This window comes from Azorhizobium sp. AG788 (assembly GCF_004364705.1).
GTDB classification, from domain to species: domain Bacteria; phylum Pseudomonadota; class Alphaproteobacteria; order Rhizobiales; family Xanthobacteraceae; genus Azorhizobium; species Azorhizobium caulinodans.
The window spans coordinates 1-15,826 of the sequence record NZ_SOBM01000014.1 but is presented as its reverse complement, the minus strand read 5'-3'; the positions used below and the strand labels follow the sequence as shown (position 1 = coordinate 15,826).

Sequence of the window (15,826 nt, the reverse complement as noted above, 5' to 3'; positions counted from 1 at the left end):
CGCTCGATTAATCGAGCGGCGCCCTCCTTCGCGGTCGAGCCCCTAAGCGCATCGTACGCCCCTGTCCGTCTTGCGAACGGCGTTCCGGCGCCTTGCGTACTCCCCCTGTCGCGACCTTCCCACCGCCTCGACACAATGTCGCACCCGGCCAATTACGAAGAACGGCCGTTGCAGTTGACCTATAAGAGGTCTCCTGACTCGTTGCGGAAGAGTGTGCAGTGGGGCGCCATCTATCGACCTGGAGATATCTGACCGCGCTGGGCGCGGCGTATCTGCTCGTCGTGCAGTTGCTCGTCACTGGCGTGTTCGCGGGCGCGCAGGTCCAATTGGATGGCACCGCGCACGATTTCACGCTCTGCGCCCCCTCTGGAACAAGCGTGGATACCGGGACGCCCGGTGATCCGGCCCCCAAGCTGCCGCCGTGCTGCATCGTCGGCTGCACCATGCTCGGCTGGGCCGGGCTCCTGCCCCCGCCAACCACGCGCTTCAGCCCGCTCGTCTACAGCCTCGTGCGGCCTCTGCCGCCCCCGGCACTGGAGGGCGCTGTCCGCCGGGACGTCGCGTCCTCCTTCGACGCCCGAGGCCCACCTCTTTCCGCCTGATACGGCCTCTCCGCATCGGTCCCGCGCGCGTCTTTGGTTCGCGAGCGATCCTGCACGCTCATCCGGGCCGGGGATCGCCGTCCGAGCGCGCGGCCGCTCGCCGTCCCCGCACATCAAGGTGGAAATCCCATGCCTCGCCCTTTCACGCCGCGCGTTTCGCGCGCCGGCATCGCTTTGCTTCTTGCCGGAACCCTCGCTCCCCCCGCCTTCGCCCAGCAGGCCGCGCCATCGCCGACCCAGAGCGCCGTCGAGCTGCCGACGGTTTCCGTCCAGGCCGTCTCACCCGCCGAGGAACTGGTGCTGCCGGACATCGCCCGGCTCAACATGAAGAACGAGACAGGCACGCTGGTCGGCCTGACGCCGTTCGAGACGCCGGCCGCCATCGACATCGTGACCCAGCAGCAGATGCAGGATCGCGGGTTGCGCACGCTCACCGAGGTCTATAATTCCGTGCCCGGCGTCATGTCCGGCAATCTGCCCGGCGAGCCCGGCGTCACCTCCATCCGCGGTTTTTCGCGCGGCGCGGTCGGCTACATGCTGGACGGCATGCAGGTGCCCGATCCGCTGATGGTCTCGCGCAATTACGACAGCTTCAGCTTCGACCGGGTCGAGGTGCTCAAGGGCCCGGCTTCGGTGATCTCCGGCAATGGCGCGCTGGCCGGCACCATCAATCTTGTCACCAAGCAGCCCATCCTCGGCCAGAACACCGGGCAGGCGCTCCTGAGCTACGGCAGCTTCGATACGCTGCGGGTGGGCGGCGACTACAATGTTGGCCTCGGCCAGAACGCCGCCGTGCGGGCCAGCGCGCTCTACAGCCAGTCCAACGGCTATATCACCGACACCGGATCCGAGACGGCCGCCATCACGCTCGGCGCCACCGTCGCCCTGTCGGACCGGCTCACCACCACCACGTCGGTCGATTATTTCCACGACGACTACCAGACGCCCTATCAGGGCACGCCGCTCATCGCCCGCTCCGCGGCGCTCTCTCCGTCCAGCGTGGTCTCCGCGCCCGGCGGCATGGTCATCGACCGGGCATTGTGGAACCGCAACTACAACGTCCTCAACGGCGAGATGAAATCCGATGCGGTGTGGGCCCGCAACCGCACGGAATACGAACTGACCGACACCTGGACGCTGCGGAACGACCTCAATTATTACACCGCCGACCGGCGCTGGGCCAATTCCGAGGACTTCACCTACAACACGGCCACCCGGCTGCTCGACCGCACCACCACCCTCATCACCCACGACCAGCAGGTGTGGTCCGACCAGTTGAGCGCCCGATATGATGGGATGATCGCCAACATGCGCCACCGCTTCGCGATCGGCGCGGACTACATCCACACGAACTTCGATTCCGAGCGGCGCTTCGGCACCACCACGCCCGTCAATCCCTACTTCCCCAACCGGGGCTATTTCCCGGTCGATACGGCCGCCAATTTCTCCACCCGCCAGAATTACGACAGCCAGGTGGATCAGGCGGCGGTCTTCGCCGAGGATGCCATCAACATCACGTCCAACTGGCTGGTGGTGGGCGGCATCCGCTACGAGGCGATCCAGCTCGACCGGCAGATCTACAATCTCAACACGCTGGCCAACTCAAGCTTCAGCAACAATTACGAGAGCGTGACCTGGCGGCTCGGCACCGTCTACAACATCACGTCCGGCACGGCGCTGTTCGCGCAGTACAATCAGGCCACCGTCCCGGTCACGACGCTGCTGCTGAGCAACATGGCCAATGCGAGCTTCGAGCTCTCCACCGGCAATTCCATCGAGGCAGGCATCAAGTCCACCTTCTGGGACAACCGGGCGGTGGCGACGGCCTCCGTCTACCAGATCGAGCAATACAACACCCTGACCCGCGATCCGGCCAATCCGTCGCTGACCGTCCAGGGCGGCAGCATGCGCTCGCGTGGTGCCGAAGCGGAACTGGCGGTGGCCGTCACAGACCAGCTCAAGCTCACGGCGAATGCGTCCTACATCAACGCCGAATTCACGCAGCTCTGGTCGGCAGGCTCCAATCTCGCCGGCAACCGGCCGCCCAACGTGCCCGAATGGACCTACTTTCTGATGGCGGACTACAAGCTGCCGACGCTGCCGATGACGCTGAGCGCATCGGTGCAGTACGTCAGCTCCTTCTACACGGACAATGCCAACACCATCGAGGTGGCGGGTCACACCGTGCTGGATGCCTGGGTCAGCTATGAGATCGGCCGCGGCACGCTGCGGCTGCGCGGTCGCAACCTGACCAACGCCTTCTATGCGGACTGGTCCGGCTACAGCTCCAGCCAGGTCTTCCTGGGCGCGCCCCGCAGCGTCGAACTCTCCTACGCCGCCAAGTTCTGAACATCGCACAACCGGCGGGCGGAGCCACGGCTTCCGTCCGCCCCTCCTGTCCCAATGCGGGAGATGAGCCATGCGCGACACTGTCTGGTCCGCCACCGTTTTCTATCGTGCCGTCTGGCGCTGGCATTTCTATGCCGGTCTCGTCTGCGCGCCGTTTCTGGTCATCCTCGCGGTGACCGGCGCCATCTACCTGTTCAACGACGAGATCAACGACCTCGTCTATCCCAACCTGCGGCTCGTGCCCGCCAGCGCCACCGAGGTTCCTCTGAGCGAGATCGCGCGCGCTGCCGCCGCGTTCGTACCGGGCGGCACCGTCACGCGCATCGACACGCCTACCGCCGCGGGCCGCAGCGTGCAGGTATTCGTCACGCCGCCCAGTGGAGCGCCCCTGCGCGTCTTCGTCGATCCCGGCAGCGGCAAGGTGCTGGGATCGTATGTCTATACGCATACGCTGGTGGGTTTTGCGGATGTGGCCCACGGCTCGCTGATGCTGGGGCCGCTGGGTGATGCGGTGGTGGAACTGGCCGCCTGCTGGGGATTCATCCTCACGGTAACCGGCCTCTTCCTGTGGTGGCCGCGCGGGGGAAAGCCGCCGCTGTTCCGGCCCCGCTCCGGCCTGCGCAAGCGGGCTTTCTGGAAGGACTGGCACAGCGCGGTGGGCTTCTGGAGCGCCCTGCTTGTGCTCTTCCTCATCCTCACCGGGCTGCCCTGGGCGGGCATCTGGGGCGATCTCCTGCGGGCCGGTGCCGATGTCGCCGGCATCGGTTACCCCGAGACCTTCCGCACCCATGGCGCCACCCTCCAGTCACACCTGACGGTCAAGGAGGCGAGCGACGGCGCCGCCCCCTGGACGCTGGAGAATGAGCCCGCCCCGTCATCGCAAGCCGCGGACCCGCACGCACATCATCATGGCACAGCGCCCGCGCCGCGCGCCGCCGGCACGCCACAGCCCATCGGCCTCGATGCCGTGGCTCAAGTGATCGCGGATGCCGGCATGTCCGCCCCCTACCGGCTGAGCCTGCCGCGCGATGCGCTCGGCACCTACATCGCCTTCGTCTATCCGGACCAGCCCGAAGGCCAGCGCACCCTCTATATCGACCAGTACTCCGGCCAGGTGCTGGGCGACATCGGCTTCGGGGACTACGGGCCTATGGCGAAGGCGGTGGAACTCGGCGTGCAGTTGCACATGGGCAATTATTTCGGCCTGCCCAACCAGCTCGTGATGCTGCTGCCCTGCCTCGCCATCGTCTTCCTCTGCATCTCCGGCCCGATCATGTGGTGGCGCCGCCGTCCAGCGGGGCGCCTCGGAGCGCCCAAGCCCATCGCCCGTCCAACGCTCCGTGTGCTGGCGCTGATCGTTCTCGCGCTGTGCCTTGTCTTCCCGCTTGCCGGAGTATCGCTCATCGCAGTCCTCGGGCTCGACCTCCTGGCGGGGCGTATTGCGGAAGGATTGGGACCGGTGGCGTGATGCACCGACCCGCTCAGTCCCCGTCCGCCAGACCGGTGCTCCGCTCGCGAAGGGAGGCAATTTGCAGGCGTCGCATGCGGCGGTGGATCGTGGTGCGGTCCACCCCAAGGGCGCGGGCGACCGCCGAGATGTTCCAGTCATGCTGGCGAAGATCGGCCAGAAGCCGGGTCCGCTCGGACGAAGCGGCCACATCTCCGCCCTGCATAATATGCGCGGGAGCGAGATCCCGCCCCTGCCATCCCGCGCGGATGCCATCCGGCAGGTCCTCGCGGCCGATCAGGGGGCCGCTGGCAACGGCCAGCGCATAGTCGAGGGCGTTCAGCAGCTCCCGCATGTTGCCCGGCCAGGAATGAGCATGCAGCGCCTCCCGTGCGTCGGCGGAGAGCTCGATGCGCCGCGAGAGGCTGCGGCATCGCTCGGCAAGGATACGGTCGGCCAGCCAGTCGAAATCGGTCCTGTGGCGCAGCGGGGGCAGCGTCAGGATCGCTCCGTTGAGGCGGAAGTAGAGATCCTCGCGGAACCTACCCCCCTTCACCTCGGTCACCAGATCGCGGTGCGTCGCGGCAATGACGCGGATGTTGACCGGGATGGCACGGGACCGCCCGAGCGGCGTCACCTCCCGCTCCGCCAGCACGCGCAGCAGGCGCGTCTGGGAAGACAAAGGCATGTCGCCGATCTCGTCGAGGAACAATGTGCCGCCATCCGCCTCGCTGACGAGCCCCCGCTTGCCCTTGGCGGCAGCGCCCGTGAAGGCGCCGGCCTCATAGCCGAACAACTCGCCCTCAATCAGCGTCTCGGGCAGGGCCGCGCAATTGACCGGCACGAAGGGTTTGGCGGCCCGGCCGCTGGCGGCATGAATGGCCTTGGCCAGATGCTCCTTGCCGGTGCCGGTCTCGCCGCAGATGAGAAGGCTCATCTGGGTGTTGACCAGCTTGGCGGCCCGCCCCACCACCTGCGCCATGGCGGGATCATCATGGAACACCGCCTGCAGCGGCTTGGGCAGGTCCGGCGGCGCGGCCGGCACGGCCGGGGCGGAGACCCGCGCCGGCGGGGCGAGGCTCTGGGCAAACAGGGGCAGCCCGCTCGCGCGGAAGCGGACCATCCGCTGCGTGACCGGCCGAGCATGGCCGAGCCGGGGCAAATCGTCCACCTCCAGCTCGAAGAAGTCGGAGAGCTGGCGTCCGGCGATGGTCCGCGTGTCCGCACCGGCGGGCTGGCGCTCCAGCTCGCGGATCAGGAGACGCCGCGCCTCATTGTTGAAGCCGATGATGCGCCCCGCCCCATCGACCGCGATCACATAGGCCGGGTCCACATCAGCGAATTCCGGGGATGGCGCGAGCTTGAGAATCCATTCGCGGCGGAAGCGGTTCAGCAGATGGGCGCTCTCGATCTTGCGCGCAAAGCTCTTCACCAGTTGCAGCGCGAGATGCTGGCTCTCCTTGGGCTCAGGCGAGCGCAACGCCGAGATGTCGAGCACCGCCGCCAGCGAGCCGCGGGCGTCATAGATGGGCGCGGCGGTGCAGGTCAGGGGAATGTGGGTGGCATCGAAATGGTCGGTCTGGTGGACCACCAGCGCCTCGCCGGTGGCGATGCAGGTGCCCACCGCGCAGGTACCGGCATGGGGCTCATTCCAGTCGGCGCCCAGATAGAGGCCTGCCCGCATGAGATTGTTATCGAAGGTGGGATCGCCAATGAAATCGACGGTCACGCCCTTGGCGTCGGTCAGCAGCAGCACATAGCCGAGCCCCGCCACCTCCCGGTAGAGCGTCTCCACGCCGAAGCGGGCGGTGTGCAGGAATTCATCCATCGCCTCCTGATGCTCGCGCAGCCGCTGGTGAGGAAGGATGCAGGGGTCCCGCAGCACCACCGGATCGAGATTGTGCTGGTTGACGCACCGCCGCCAGGATTCCTCGATGATGCTGTCGCGCCGCGTGCCAAGGCCACTGGCAGCCCGCACCAGCTCATCGATATGAGCGGCCTGTTCCTCGCGCATGACGATCCTCCCAGATCGTTCTTTTGCGCAAGTGTCGCCCCGAACGCCCCCCATCGCAAGCGTGACGCGCAGCCTGACGGAGCGTCGCGCATCGTTGCACCGCAATGGTTTGCAGCGCACGCGCCACAGCTGTGGCGGCCCGTGCAACAGGTGTGGCGCCACAGCCGCAGCCGCGCCACAGAGCGTGCTTCCTGAATTTCCCTTCAACAGCAAAGACTTTACGGACCGGCGCCGTTTGGCCCGCTGTTTGCGTGGTGTCCGCCAATGGCACGGGACGGAAGATTTCGCGCCGCAAGGGAAACGTCAGGGAGAAAATGGATGCCGCCCAGCGTGGGCATCATCGCCAATCCCGTGTCGGCACGCGACATCCGCCGCGTGGTGGCGCGTGCCAGCAGTCTCCAGATCACCGATCGGGCGAACATCGTCCTGCGCGCGCTCGCCGCCCTCGCCGCCTGCGGGGTGACCGAGGCCGTCATGATGCCCGAGCGCGGCGGCATCGGCGCCCATGTCCGGCGCGGGTTGGAGCGCGCCGCACAAGAGCAGCCCTTCCCGCACCTGACGCTTCTCGACATGCCGGTGAGCGGCACCGTCGAAGACACCCGCCGGGCCGCTCGCCTCATGGCGGCCATGGGGGTTGGCGCCATCATCGTGCTGGGCGGCGATGGTACCCATCGTGCGGTCCTCGCCGAATGCGGCCATGTTCCCGTCGCGGGGATCTCGACCGGCACCAACAACGCCTTTCCCGAGCATCGGGAGCCGACCATCACGGGGCTCGCCACCGGCCTTGCGGTGACGGGTGCCGTTTCGGCCGCCACGGCCTATGCCTGGAACAAGCGGCTGGAGGTGAGCCTCGACGGGGGCGCGCCTGAAATCGCTCTGGTGGACGTCGCCGTCGTCACGGACCGTTTCGTGGGCGCACGGGCACTGTGGCGCACCGAGACCTTCAGCGAGCTCTTCGTGACCTTCGCGGACCCGGAAAGCATCGGCATGGCGGCCATTGCCGGGCTGGTGGAACCGGTCGGCCGCGGCGAGACGGGCGGCCTTGCGCTACGGCTCGCGCCGGAGGCCACCGCCCGCCATGTGGTGCGGGCGCCCATCGCCCCGGGCCTCGTCGCACCGATCGGCGTCGATGGCTGGCGCCGCCTGCCGGCCGGCGAGGTCTGTCTGCCCACCCTGCCGGCGGGTTCCATCGCGCTCGACGGCGAGCGGGAGTTCTCCTTCGACCCGCACCAGAGCGTCACGATCTCCCTCACCGACCGCGCCTTCCGCACCGTCGATGTCGCCGCGGTCATGCGCACGGCCGGCACACGCGGCCTGCTGCGCTCAGTCCCGTCTCACGCTTACGCCTAGCAACGGAGGATGCCTGATGACCAATTCGCCTTTCCCCCTGAGCAAGGAGGAGTTGCTCGCCGCCTATCGCACCATGCGGACGATCCGCGACTTCGAGGAGCGGCTGCATGTGGAATTCGCCAAGGGCGACATTCCCGGCTTCGTCCATCTCTATGCCGGCGAGGAAGCCTGTGCCGCAGGCATCATGACCCATCTCACGGACATCGATCGCATCGCCTCCACCCATCGCGGTCACGGCCATTGCATCGCCAAGGGCGTGGATGTGCACGAGATGATGGCGGAGATTTACGGCAAGGCCACCGGAGCCTGCCGCGGCAAGGGCGGCTCCATGCACATTGCCGATCTCGCCAAGGGCATGATGGGCGCCAACGGCATTCTCGGCGCCGGCGCCCCGCTCATCTGCGGCGCCGCGCTGGCGGCGAAGTTCCGAGGCGATGGCGGTGTGGGCATCACCTTCTTCGGCGACGGCGCCTCCAACCAGGGCACGGTTCTGGAGAGCATGAACCTCGCTGCCATCTGGAACCTGCCGGTGATCTTCGTGGTGGAGAACAACGGCTATGCGGAATCCACCTCCGTGAATTATGCGACGGCCGTGGATTCCTATGTGGATCGCGCCGCCGGCTTCGGCCTGCCCGGCGTGACCGTGGACGGCACGGATTTCTTCGCCGTGCACGAGGCGGCCGGCGAGATCATCCGGCGAGCACGGACCGGCGGGGGACCCGCCCTGCTGGAATGCAAGATGGTGCGCTTCTTCGGCCATTTCGAGGGCGACGCCCAGACGTACAAGGCCAAGGGCGAGAACGACTACAACCGCGCCAACCGCGACTGCCTCACCCTCTTCGCCGGCCGCGTGACCTCCGCCGGCGTGATCTCGGACGCCGAACTCGCCCTCATCGACCGCGAGGTGGCGGCGCTCATCGACGATGCGGTGGCCTCCGCCAAGGCGGCCCCCCTGCCCGCTGCGCGCGAGCTGCTCACCGATGTTTACGTCGCCTACTGATCACACAAGAAACAGGGAGGACGGCCATGGGCCGAAAGATCAGCTACAAGCAGGCCATCAACGAGGCGCTGGATCTGGAAATGCGCCGTGACCCCACGGTGATCGTGCTGGGTGAGGACATCGTCGGCGGTGCCGGCGCGCCCGGCGAGGCGGACGCCTGGGGCGGCGTGCTCGGCGTCACCAAGGGCCTGCATGCCAAGCACGGCGACCGCCTGATGGATACGCCCCTGTCCGAGAGCGCCTATATCGGCGCGGCCATCGGCGCCGCCGCCTGCGGCATGCGCCCTGTGGCGGAACTGATGTTCCTCGACTTCATGGGGGTGTGCTTCGACCAGATCCTGAACCAGGCGGCGAAGTTCAAATACATGTTCGGCGGCAAGGCGAAGACGCCGGTGGTGATCCGCGCCATGGTCGGCGCCGGTTTCCGCGCCGCCGCCCAGCATTCCCAGATGCTCACCCCCCTCTTCACCCATGTTCCGGGGTTGAAGGTGGTCTGTCCCTCCAATGCCTATGACGCCAAGGGGCTGCTCATCCAGGCGATCCGCGACGACGACCCGGTGATCTTCTGTGAGCACAAGGCCCTCTATGGCCACGAATGCGATGTGCCGGAAGAGGCCTATGCCATCCCCTTCGCCGAAGCGAACGTGGCCCGCGAGGGCAAGGACGTGACCATCGTCGGCTACGGCCTCACGGTGCACCGCGCCCTGGCGGCCGCGGAAGACCTTGCGCGCCGGGAAGGCATCGAGGCGGAGGTCATCGACCTGCGCACGCTCTCGCCCATGGACTGGGATACGGTGATCGAGAGCGTGGAGGCGACCGGTCGCCTGGTGGTGGTGGACGAGGCCAATCCGCGCTGCTCCATCGCCAGCGATGTCGCCGCTTACGTGACCCAGCATGCCTTCGGGGCCCTCAAGGCGGCCCCGCAGATGGTGACGGCCCCGCACACGCCTGTGCCGTTCTCGCCCGTGCTGGAGGACCTCTACATCCCCTCCGCCGACGCCGTCTCGGCGGCGGTGTCGCGCATCACTGCGAAGGCGCTCGCCGCCTGAGGCGCGCCCCGCGAGGCCGGGACGCCTCCGGGCGGCCCGGCCACGATCCAGAGCTTCAGCTTCAAACCGGCATCGGCCCGCGGAGACACGTGGCCCGGCGCCGAGGGAGACAGGAATGAACGCGCGTATCAATCCCATTGTCATGCCCAAGTGGGGGCTCTCCATGGCGGAGGGCAAGGTGACGGGCTGGCTCGTCCGGCCTGGCGCGAAGATCACCGCCGGCGACGAGATCCTCGAAGTTGAGACGGACAAGATTGCCGGGGTGGTGGAAGCCGGCGAGGCCGGCACGCTGCGGCGCGTCCTCGGCGAGCCACAGACGGTCTATCCCGTGAAGGCGCTCATCGGCGTCATCGCGGACGATGATGTGCCCGATGCCGAGATCGATGCCTTTGTCGCCGCTTATGCCGTGCCTGCCGAGGAGGGGGAGGACGCCGCGGAGGCCGGACCACGCTATGAATTCGTCGAAACGCCGGCCGGGCGCCTGCGCTACGCCCGCCGGGGCGAGGGCGAGGATACGGTGCTGCTGATCCACGGCTTCGGCGGCGATCTCGACAATTGGCTGTTCAATATCGACGCTTTGGGCGCCGCCGCCACCGTCTATGCCCTCGATCTTCCGGGCCATGGGCAATCGGAGAAGGCGCTCGGCGACCCCAGCCTGCCGGGCCTCGCGACGGCCGTACTCGGCTTCATGGATGCCCTCGGCATCGCGCGCGCCCATCTGGTGGGCCATTCCATGGGCGGGGCGCTCTCACAGCAGGTGGCGGTCGATGCGCCGTCCCGTGTGGCCTCGATTGCCCTCATTGCATCGGCCGGGCTCGGGCCGGAGATCAATGGCGATTACATCGCCGGCTTCGTTTCGGCCGCCGGACGGCGTGAGCTCAAGCCCGTGCTGGAGCATCTCTTCCACGACCCGTCCACCGTGACGCGGCAGTTGGTGGACGACGTGCTGAAATACAAGCGCATCGATGGTGTCGACACGGCCCTGCGGGCGCTTGCGGACGGCCTCTTTCCCGATGGCCGGCAGGCCAGCCAGCTCGCCGACCAGACACGCGCAGCGGGGACACGCACGCTCGTCGTCTTCGGCGAGGGCGACCGCATCATTCCCGCCGCCCACGCTCAGGCGCTCGCGGACACCGCGCAGGTGTATGTACTGCCGGAGGCCGGGCACATGGTGCAGATGGAAAAGGCAGGGCGGGTCAACGAACTCCTGCTCAAGCACGTCGCCGGCTGACCGGCTTTTCTCCCCTCTCCAGGAACAAGGCGCCGTCCGACCCAGGACGGCCAAGGAGGACCCATGCCCAATCTCCAGAACAAGTCGATCGTCATCACCGGCGCCGCCGGCGGCATTGGCGCCGCCATCGCCAAGGCGCTGGCGGCCGATGGCGCACGCATCCTCGTGGCTGACCTTTCAGAAGAGGCCGCGAACCGGGTGGCAGGCGAGATCACCGCCGGCGGAGGAACCGCAAAGGCAATCGCCGTGGACGTCCGCCGCCGCGCCGATGTGCGCGCCATGATCGATGCGGCGGTGTCCGCATTCGGGCGCCTCGACGTTCTCTTCAACAATGCCGGTGTCGCCCAGACGCGCCCTTTCCTCGACATCACCGAGGACGACTGGCATTTCGTCACCGATGTGAATGCCATGGGCGTGCTGATCGGCATGCAGGAAGCCGTCAAGACCTTCCGCGCCCAGGGCGGTGGCGGCAAGATCATCAACACCGCGTCCATCGCCGGCAAGCAGGGCTATGAGCCGCTCGCGCATTATTCGGCCAGCAAGTTCGCGGTCGTGGCGCTCACCCAGGCAGCCGCCCGCGCCTTCGGCAAGGAGGGCATCACGGCCAATGCCTTCTGCCCGGGCGTGGTCGCCACCGACATGTGGAAGACCATCGACAAGGGGTTCCGCGACAGCGGCCTGACGCACAAGGAAAACGAAGCCTTCGATGGCTTCGCCGCCGGTGCCCTGCTGGGCCGGGCCTCCCGTCCGGACGATCTGGTGGGCGTTGCGCGCTTCCTCGCCTCGTCCGACTCCGATTTCATGACCGGCCAGTCGCTGCTGGTGGATGGCGGCATGGTCCTCGTCTGAGGAAAACCGCGCGCCGCCGCCCCGCGTGGCGGCGCGTCACAATTCTTCCAGGCTATCCCCGATGGCCTCGATGCCACGCAACCGCTTGCGCCCCGATGTGCCGCTCTTCTCGATGGCCCGCGTCACGAGGAGATGGCAGAGGGCGAGCACGGACACGTGGTTGAACAGCGGCCCCGGCGCCAGCGTCTGGCAGCGGAAATGCCAGGCCGCGGTCGGGCGCGGAGGCGCCCCCTCGTCCGTGACGTAAAGCACCTTCGCCCCGTTCTTTTCAGCGATGGCCAAGAGATCGTCGAAATGGGCGACGCGCCGCCGCAGCCCGAAAGCCACGAAGACATCCCCGGGGCGCACGCTCACGAGATGCTCGCCCAGCGTCTCGCCGGCGCCCGGGATGGCGACGATGTTCTCGATCACCTGCGTCATCTGCCAGCGGAAATAGTCCGCAAAAGGATGGCTGCTGCGGAATCCCAGCACCCACACCTTCCGGGCGCCGAGCAGGGCTTCGACCGCGCTGTTGATCTGCCCTTCCGAAACCGACTGGAACGTGGCCTCGAGATTGGCGATGCCCTGGGCCGCATGGGCCTGGACCGACTGCTCGCCGCGCGCGTCTGTTGCTCGGGCGAGGAAAAGGCGCGATCCGGTCTGCGTCTCGGCGCGCGCATGCCGCCTTGCTTCCTCATAGCTTTCATAGCCCAGCCGGCGGATGAAGCGCGACACGGTCGCGTTCGACACCTGCGCGAGGGCCGCCAGTTCCGAGGCCGAATAGGCGGCCAGTTCGCCGGGAAAGTCGCAGACGAAATCCCCGAGCCGCCGTTCCGCCGGACTGAGGCTTTCGAGGATGCCGCGGACCCGCGCGAGGAAGGAAGGGCCTTCGGCAATCATGCTGCGCTCCCACGAAAACTCATTTTCAGCTTCCTATCCGGCATCCGTCGGGCCGGCAAACGCACGGACAGGCTGGGACGCCTTTCTGCCCAATAATCAGACAAGCACGCAACGGCGAGAAAAATAGACAGAATGGCCGTTTCACGACTGGAAACTGCGATTTCTTGTGCTACGATCTGAAAAGATAATTTCATAACCAGAGACGGAACCATGGCAGCTGAAGCACTGGTGGAGGCCGGCAAGCCCGCGTCTCCCGCGATCCGACAATTGGAAGGCGCTCTCAACAAGATCGGCCTCACCCGCGCCCACAAGCAGATCATCCTGCTCATCCTCATCGGCTGTCTGTTCGACAGCTTCGAGCAGAACACCATCGGCGTCGCTGGCCCCGCCCTGCGCGCCCAGTGGGGGCTGACAGGCGCCGACATCGGCTTCCTCAACACCATCACCTTCGGCAGCGCGGCGCTCGGCCGCCTCCTCTCGGGTATCATTGGCGACCGCTACGGCCGCCGCGTCATGCTGGCCATCAACCTTCTGCTCTTTACCATCGGCTCGGCGGCGTGCGCCGTGGCGCCCAATTTCACGGCCCTTTGCTTCGCCCGCGCGGTCGTCGGCTTCGGCGTCGGTGGCGAGATCTCCACCGCCGTCACCATGCTCGCCGAATTCTGCTCGCCTCGTTTCCGCGGCACGGCGGCGGGCCTCGTGAACGTGGCGGCGGGCGGTTTCGGCAATTTCCTTGCTCCCGCCTTCGGCCTGCTGATCTTCACGCTGTTTCCGGGCGAAAACGGATGGCGCTGGCTGTTTGCCGCCCTCGCCCTCCCTGCCCTCCTCGTCACCTTCTATCGCCGCCTGGTCCCGGAGACGCCGCGCTTCCTCGTGGCGCAGAACCGGATTGCCGAGGCCAATCAGGTCCTGTCGCGCCTCGCCTCCGGTTCGCTCGCCCGCACCGACGTGCCCGTCCAGAATTTCCTGACCGTGGCGGACACGGCGGAGCCGCCGCCGAAAAGCGCCTGGCGGGACCTGTTCCGCATGCCGTATCTCGGCCGGACGGTGGCCGTCGCGATCGCCATCCTGATGAGTTACGGCGCCCAACTCTCCGTGCTGACGCTGATGCCGAGCATCTTCGTGTCCATGGGCTACACCTATTCCGGCAGCCTGCTCTACGCCATGATCATCCAGAGCGGCAGTGTCCTCGGCGCCATCGCGGCATCGTGCTTCGGCTATTACTTTCCCCGCAAGAGGGTCCTGACCTTCGGGTCCGTGCTGGCGTGCGTTGCCGCGTTGTCTATCATCTATCTCGGGGTCAACATCTATCTGGTGCTGCTGTTCGGCGCCGTGTTCCAGTTCTTCGTCCTGCTGCTCAACACGTCGATCTGGATCTATGCACCCGAGCTCTACCCCACCCGTATCCGCGCATTCGGGGTCGCCTTTATGCTCGCCACCGGCTCGGCGGCTGGCTCCTTCATTCCGACCATCTCCGGGGCGCTGTTCGACCATTACGGTATGGTGGGCGTTTTCGCGCTGGCCGCCGGCATGTATGCGGTGTTCGCGCTCTGCATCCAGCTCGGGCCGGAGACCTACGGCAAATCCATGGAAGACGTGAACCGGTCCGTCGAGGACGACCTGTCACCGACGCCGCAAACAGAGGGCAAGCCTGCGACGGCCTGAATGTCACAACCCCATATTCTTCTCATCAATCCCAACAGCTCCCCCGCGACCACGGACATGATGTGCGCGATCGCGGAGCGGGCCGCTGGCGAGAGGGTTGCCATCGTCTGCGCGACGGCGACCCGCAGCCCCGCCATGATCGTCACGGTGCCGGAGCTGGAAGCCTCGGCAGCTGAAGTGGTGGAACTGGGCGCCGCCCATGGCGAAAACTGCCTGGGCATCATCGTCTCCGCTTATGGCGATCCGGGCCTCGATGTCCTGCGCGCACAGGTCGATATTCCCGTCGTCGGCATCTGCGAAGCATCGATGCTCGCTGCGGCCAAAGGCGGAAGGCGCTTCTCGGTGGCGACGGTCACGCCGGACCTCCTCGACCACATTGCCGCCAAGGCCGAGGCGCTCGGGCTGGGCGGTCTCTATGCCGGTGCGCGCTGCTCGGATGGTGATGCGCGGGCGCTGGCCGGGAACGCCGAAGCCCTTGATCGCACCCTCGGTGAACTGGTGCGCCTCAGCATCGAGGACGACGGCGCCCAGGCCGTCATCATCGGCGGCGGGCCGCTGGGGGCAGCGGCAGACCGGCTGCGCCCTCTCTTTCCGGTGCCCGTCCTTGGTCCCATTCCGTGCGCGGTGGAGCATCTGCTCGACCGTGCCGCCTGACCTTGTCGCGGCTGGATGTCGGCCACCGGCCGGTTTCCAGCCGAACCGTACCAAGGAGCGTTCAAACCGAAAAGCTCATATGCGTCCCATATGGTTAGCTGCATGTGTCAGTCGCGAAGCGCTGTTCGGCGGGCGACGTCGGCCCAGAAGGGCAGCGTTCCGGCAAGGCCGCGGCCCTCGCGCCCTTCCGGCGAGCGCCAGCCGCCCGTCGCACCGCACCAGGAGGACGCATGCCAGACGCTCCGCCCCCGATCATCACGCAGGAAATCCGGATCGTTGATCCCGCCGGTGAGCCCCGGCTCATCCTTTCGGCAGCCGGCGGCACGCCGTCGGTCGTGTTGCTCGGAAGCGACGCGACGCCCAAGGCCAGGCTGGCGCTGGATGCGGATGGACGTCCCTCCCTGGTGCTCTCCAATCCCGACGGAAACGGCCCGTTTGCGGCGATCGAGATCGATGACAAGGGCGCGCACGTGAAGTTCGACCGCCCCGGCGGGGCATCGTCCTATCTGTTCCTCAACACCGGCGGCGGCTCCGGCCTCGTGCTGATTGACGGCACCGGCAAGCGCCGCGTGAGCGTGGTGGTCGGACCCGACGGCCACGTCGCCGTGCAAGGCTTTGAAGGATCTGATCCCTTGCCGCAGCCCTAGGCTCAGGACCTATTAATTTGGTTCTAGATGTGATTCACGGTCTCCATTGAGGAGGCCGTGATGGGTGACTTGTTCCTGTTGAGCGAACGT

At 67.0% G+C, this 15,826-nt stretch carries 13 protein-coding genes; 11 read left to right on the top strand and 2 right to left on the bottom strand.

The features are described from left to right. The first annotated feature begins 218 nt into the window (after positions 1 to 218). The 3 genes from DFO45_RS24640 (at position 219) to DFO45_RS24630 (ending at position 4,419) form a co-directional block, all read left to right on the top strand. The gene (locus DFO45_RS24640; RefSeq protein WP_133866959.1) at positions 219 to 602 is read left to right on the top strand and encodes a hypothetical protein; all 384 of its coding nucleotides are present in this window, start codon (positions 219 to 221) and stop codon (positions 600 to 602) included. A gap of 129 nt (positions 603 to 731) precedes the next feature. Continuing rightward, entirely contained in the window at positions 732 to 2,951 is a 2,220-nt protein-coding gene (locus DFO45_RS24635; RefSeq protein WP_133866958.1) for a TonB-dependent siderophore receptor, read from the top strand. 70 nt (positions 2,952 to 3,021) lie between these two features. Further along, a complete protein-coding gene (locus DFO45_RS24630) occupies positions 3,022 to 4,419 on the top strand; it encodes a PepSY domain-containing protein (protein WP_133866957.1) in 1,398 nt (465 codons plus the stop codon). A 13-nt stretch (positions 4,420 to 4,432) separates the two neighbouring features. Here DFO45_RS24630 and DFO45_RS24625 read toward each other — a convergent pair whose 3' ends face one another. Next, positions 4,433 to 6,412, bottom strand: a complete 1,980-nt coding sequence (locus DFO45_RS24625; RefSeq protein ID WP_133866956.1) for a sigma-54-dependent Fis family transcriptional regulator — start codon at positions 6,410 to 6,412, stop codon at positions 4,433 to 4,435. 318 nt (positions 6,413 to 6,730) lie between these two features. Here DFO45_RS24625 and DFO45_RS24620 point away from each other — a divergent pair, with 318 nt between their 5' ends. The 5 genes from DFO45_RS24620 (at position 6,731) to DFO45_RS24600 (ending at position 11,891) form a co-directional block, all read left to right on the top strand. After that, positions 6,731 to 7,762, top strand: a complete 1,032-nt coding sequence (locus tag DFO45_RS24620) for an NAD(+)/NADH kinase (protein WP_133866955.1) — start codon at positions 6,731 to 6,733, stop codon at positions 7,760 to 7,762. A 16-nt stretch (positions 7,763 to 7,778) separates the two neighbouring features. Further along, positions 7,779 to 8,762 (top strand): thiamine pyrophosphate-dependent dehydrogenase E1 component subunit alpha, encoded by a 984-nt coding sequence (locus DFO45_RS24615; RefSeq protein ID WP_133866954.1) that lies wholly within the window; start codon positions 7,779 to 7,781, stop codon positions 8,760 to 8,762. A 26-nt stretch (positions 8,763 to 8,788) separates the two neighbouring features. After that, on the top strand, positions 8,789 to 9,811 hold the full coding sequence (locus tag DFO45_RS24610) for an alpha-ketoacid dehydrogenase subunit beta (RefSeq protein WP_133866953.1): 1,023 nt from the start codon (positions 8,789 to 8,791) through the stop codon (positions 9,809 to 9,811). 115 nt (positions 9,812 to 9,926) lie between these two features. Further along, positions 9,927 to 11,042: an acetoin dehydrogenase dihydrolipoyllysine-residue acetyltransferase subunit gene (locus DFO45_RS24605; protein ID WP_133866952.1), complete on the top strand. Its 1,116-nt coding sequence runs from the start codon at positions 9,927 to 9,929 to the stop codon at positions 11,040 to 11,042. 63 nt (positions 11,043 to 11,105) lie between these two features. After that, on the top strand, positions 11,106 to 11,891 hold the full coding sequence (locus DFO45_RS24600) for a glucose 1-dehydrogenase (protein ID WP_133866951.1): 786 nt from the start codon (positions 11,106 to 11,108) through the stop codon (positions 11,889 to 11,891). A 36-nt stretch (positions 11,892 to 11,927) separates the two neighbouring features. Here the strand turns inward: DFO45_RS24600 and DFO45_RS24595 are convergent, their stop codons facing one another. After that, positions 11,928 to 12,770: a MurR/RpiR family transcriptional regulator gene (locus tag DFO45_RS24595; RefSeq protein ID WP_133866950.1), complete on the bottom strand. Its 843-nt coding sequence runs from the start codon at positions 12,768 to 12,770 to the stop codon at positions 11,928 to 11,930. A 210-nt stretch (positions 12,771 to 12,980) separates the two neighbouring features. On the opposite strand from DFO45_RS24595, the gene DFO45_RS24590 reads away from it, so the two are divergent. The 3 genes from DFO45_RS24590 (at position 12,981) to DFO45_RS24580 (ending at position 15,736) form a co-directional block, all read left to right on the top strand. Further along, the gene (locus DFO45_RS24590; protein ID WP_133866949.1) at positions 12,981 to 14,435 is read left to right on the top strand and encodes an MFS transporter; all 1,455 of its coding nucleotides are present in this window, start codon (positions 12,981 to 12,983) and stop codon (positions 14,433 to 14,435) included. After that, positions 14,436 to 15,089: an aspartate/glutamate racemase family protein gene (locus DFO45_RS24585; protein ID WP_133866948.1), complete on the top strand. Its 654-nt coding sequence runs from the start codon at positions 14,436 to 14,438 to the stop codon at positions 15,087 to 15,089. A gap of 230 nt (positions 15,090 to 15,319) precedes the next feature. Further along, complete coding sequence (locus tag DFO45_RS24580) at positions 15,320 to 15,736, top strand: hypothetical protein (protein WP_133866947.1); 417 nt, start codon at positions 15,320 to 15,322, stop codon at positions 15,734 to 15,736. The last annotated feature ends 90 nt before the right edge of the window (positions 15,737 to 15,826 follow it).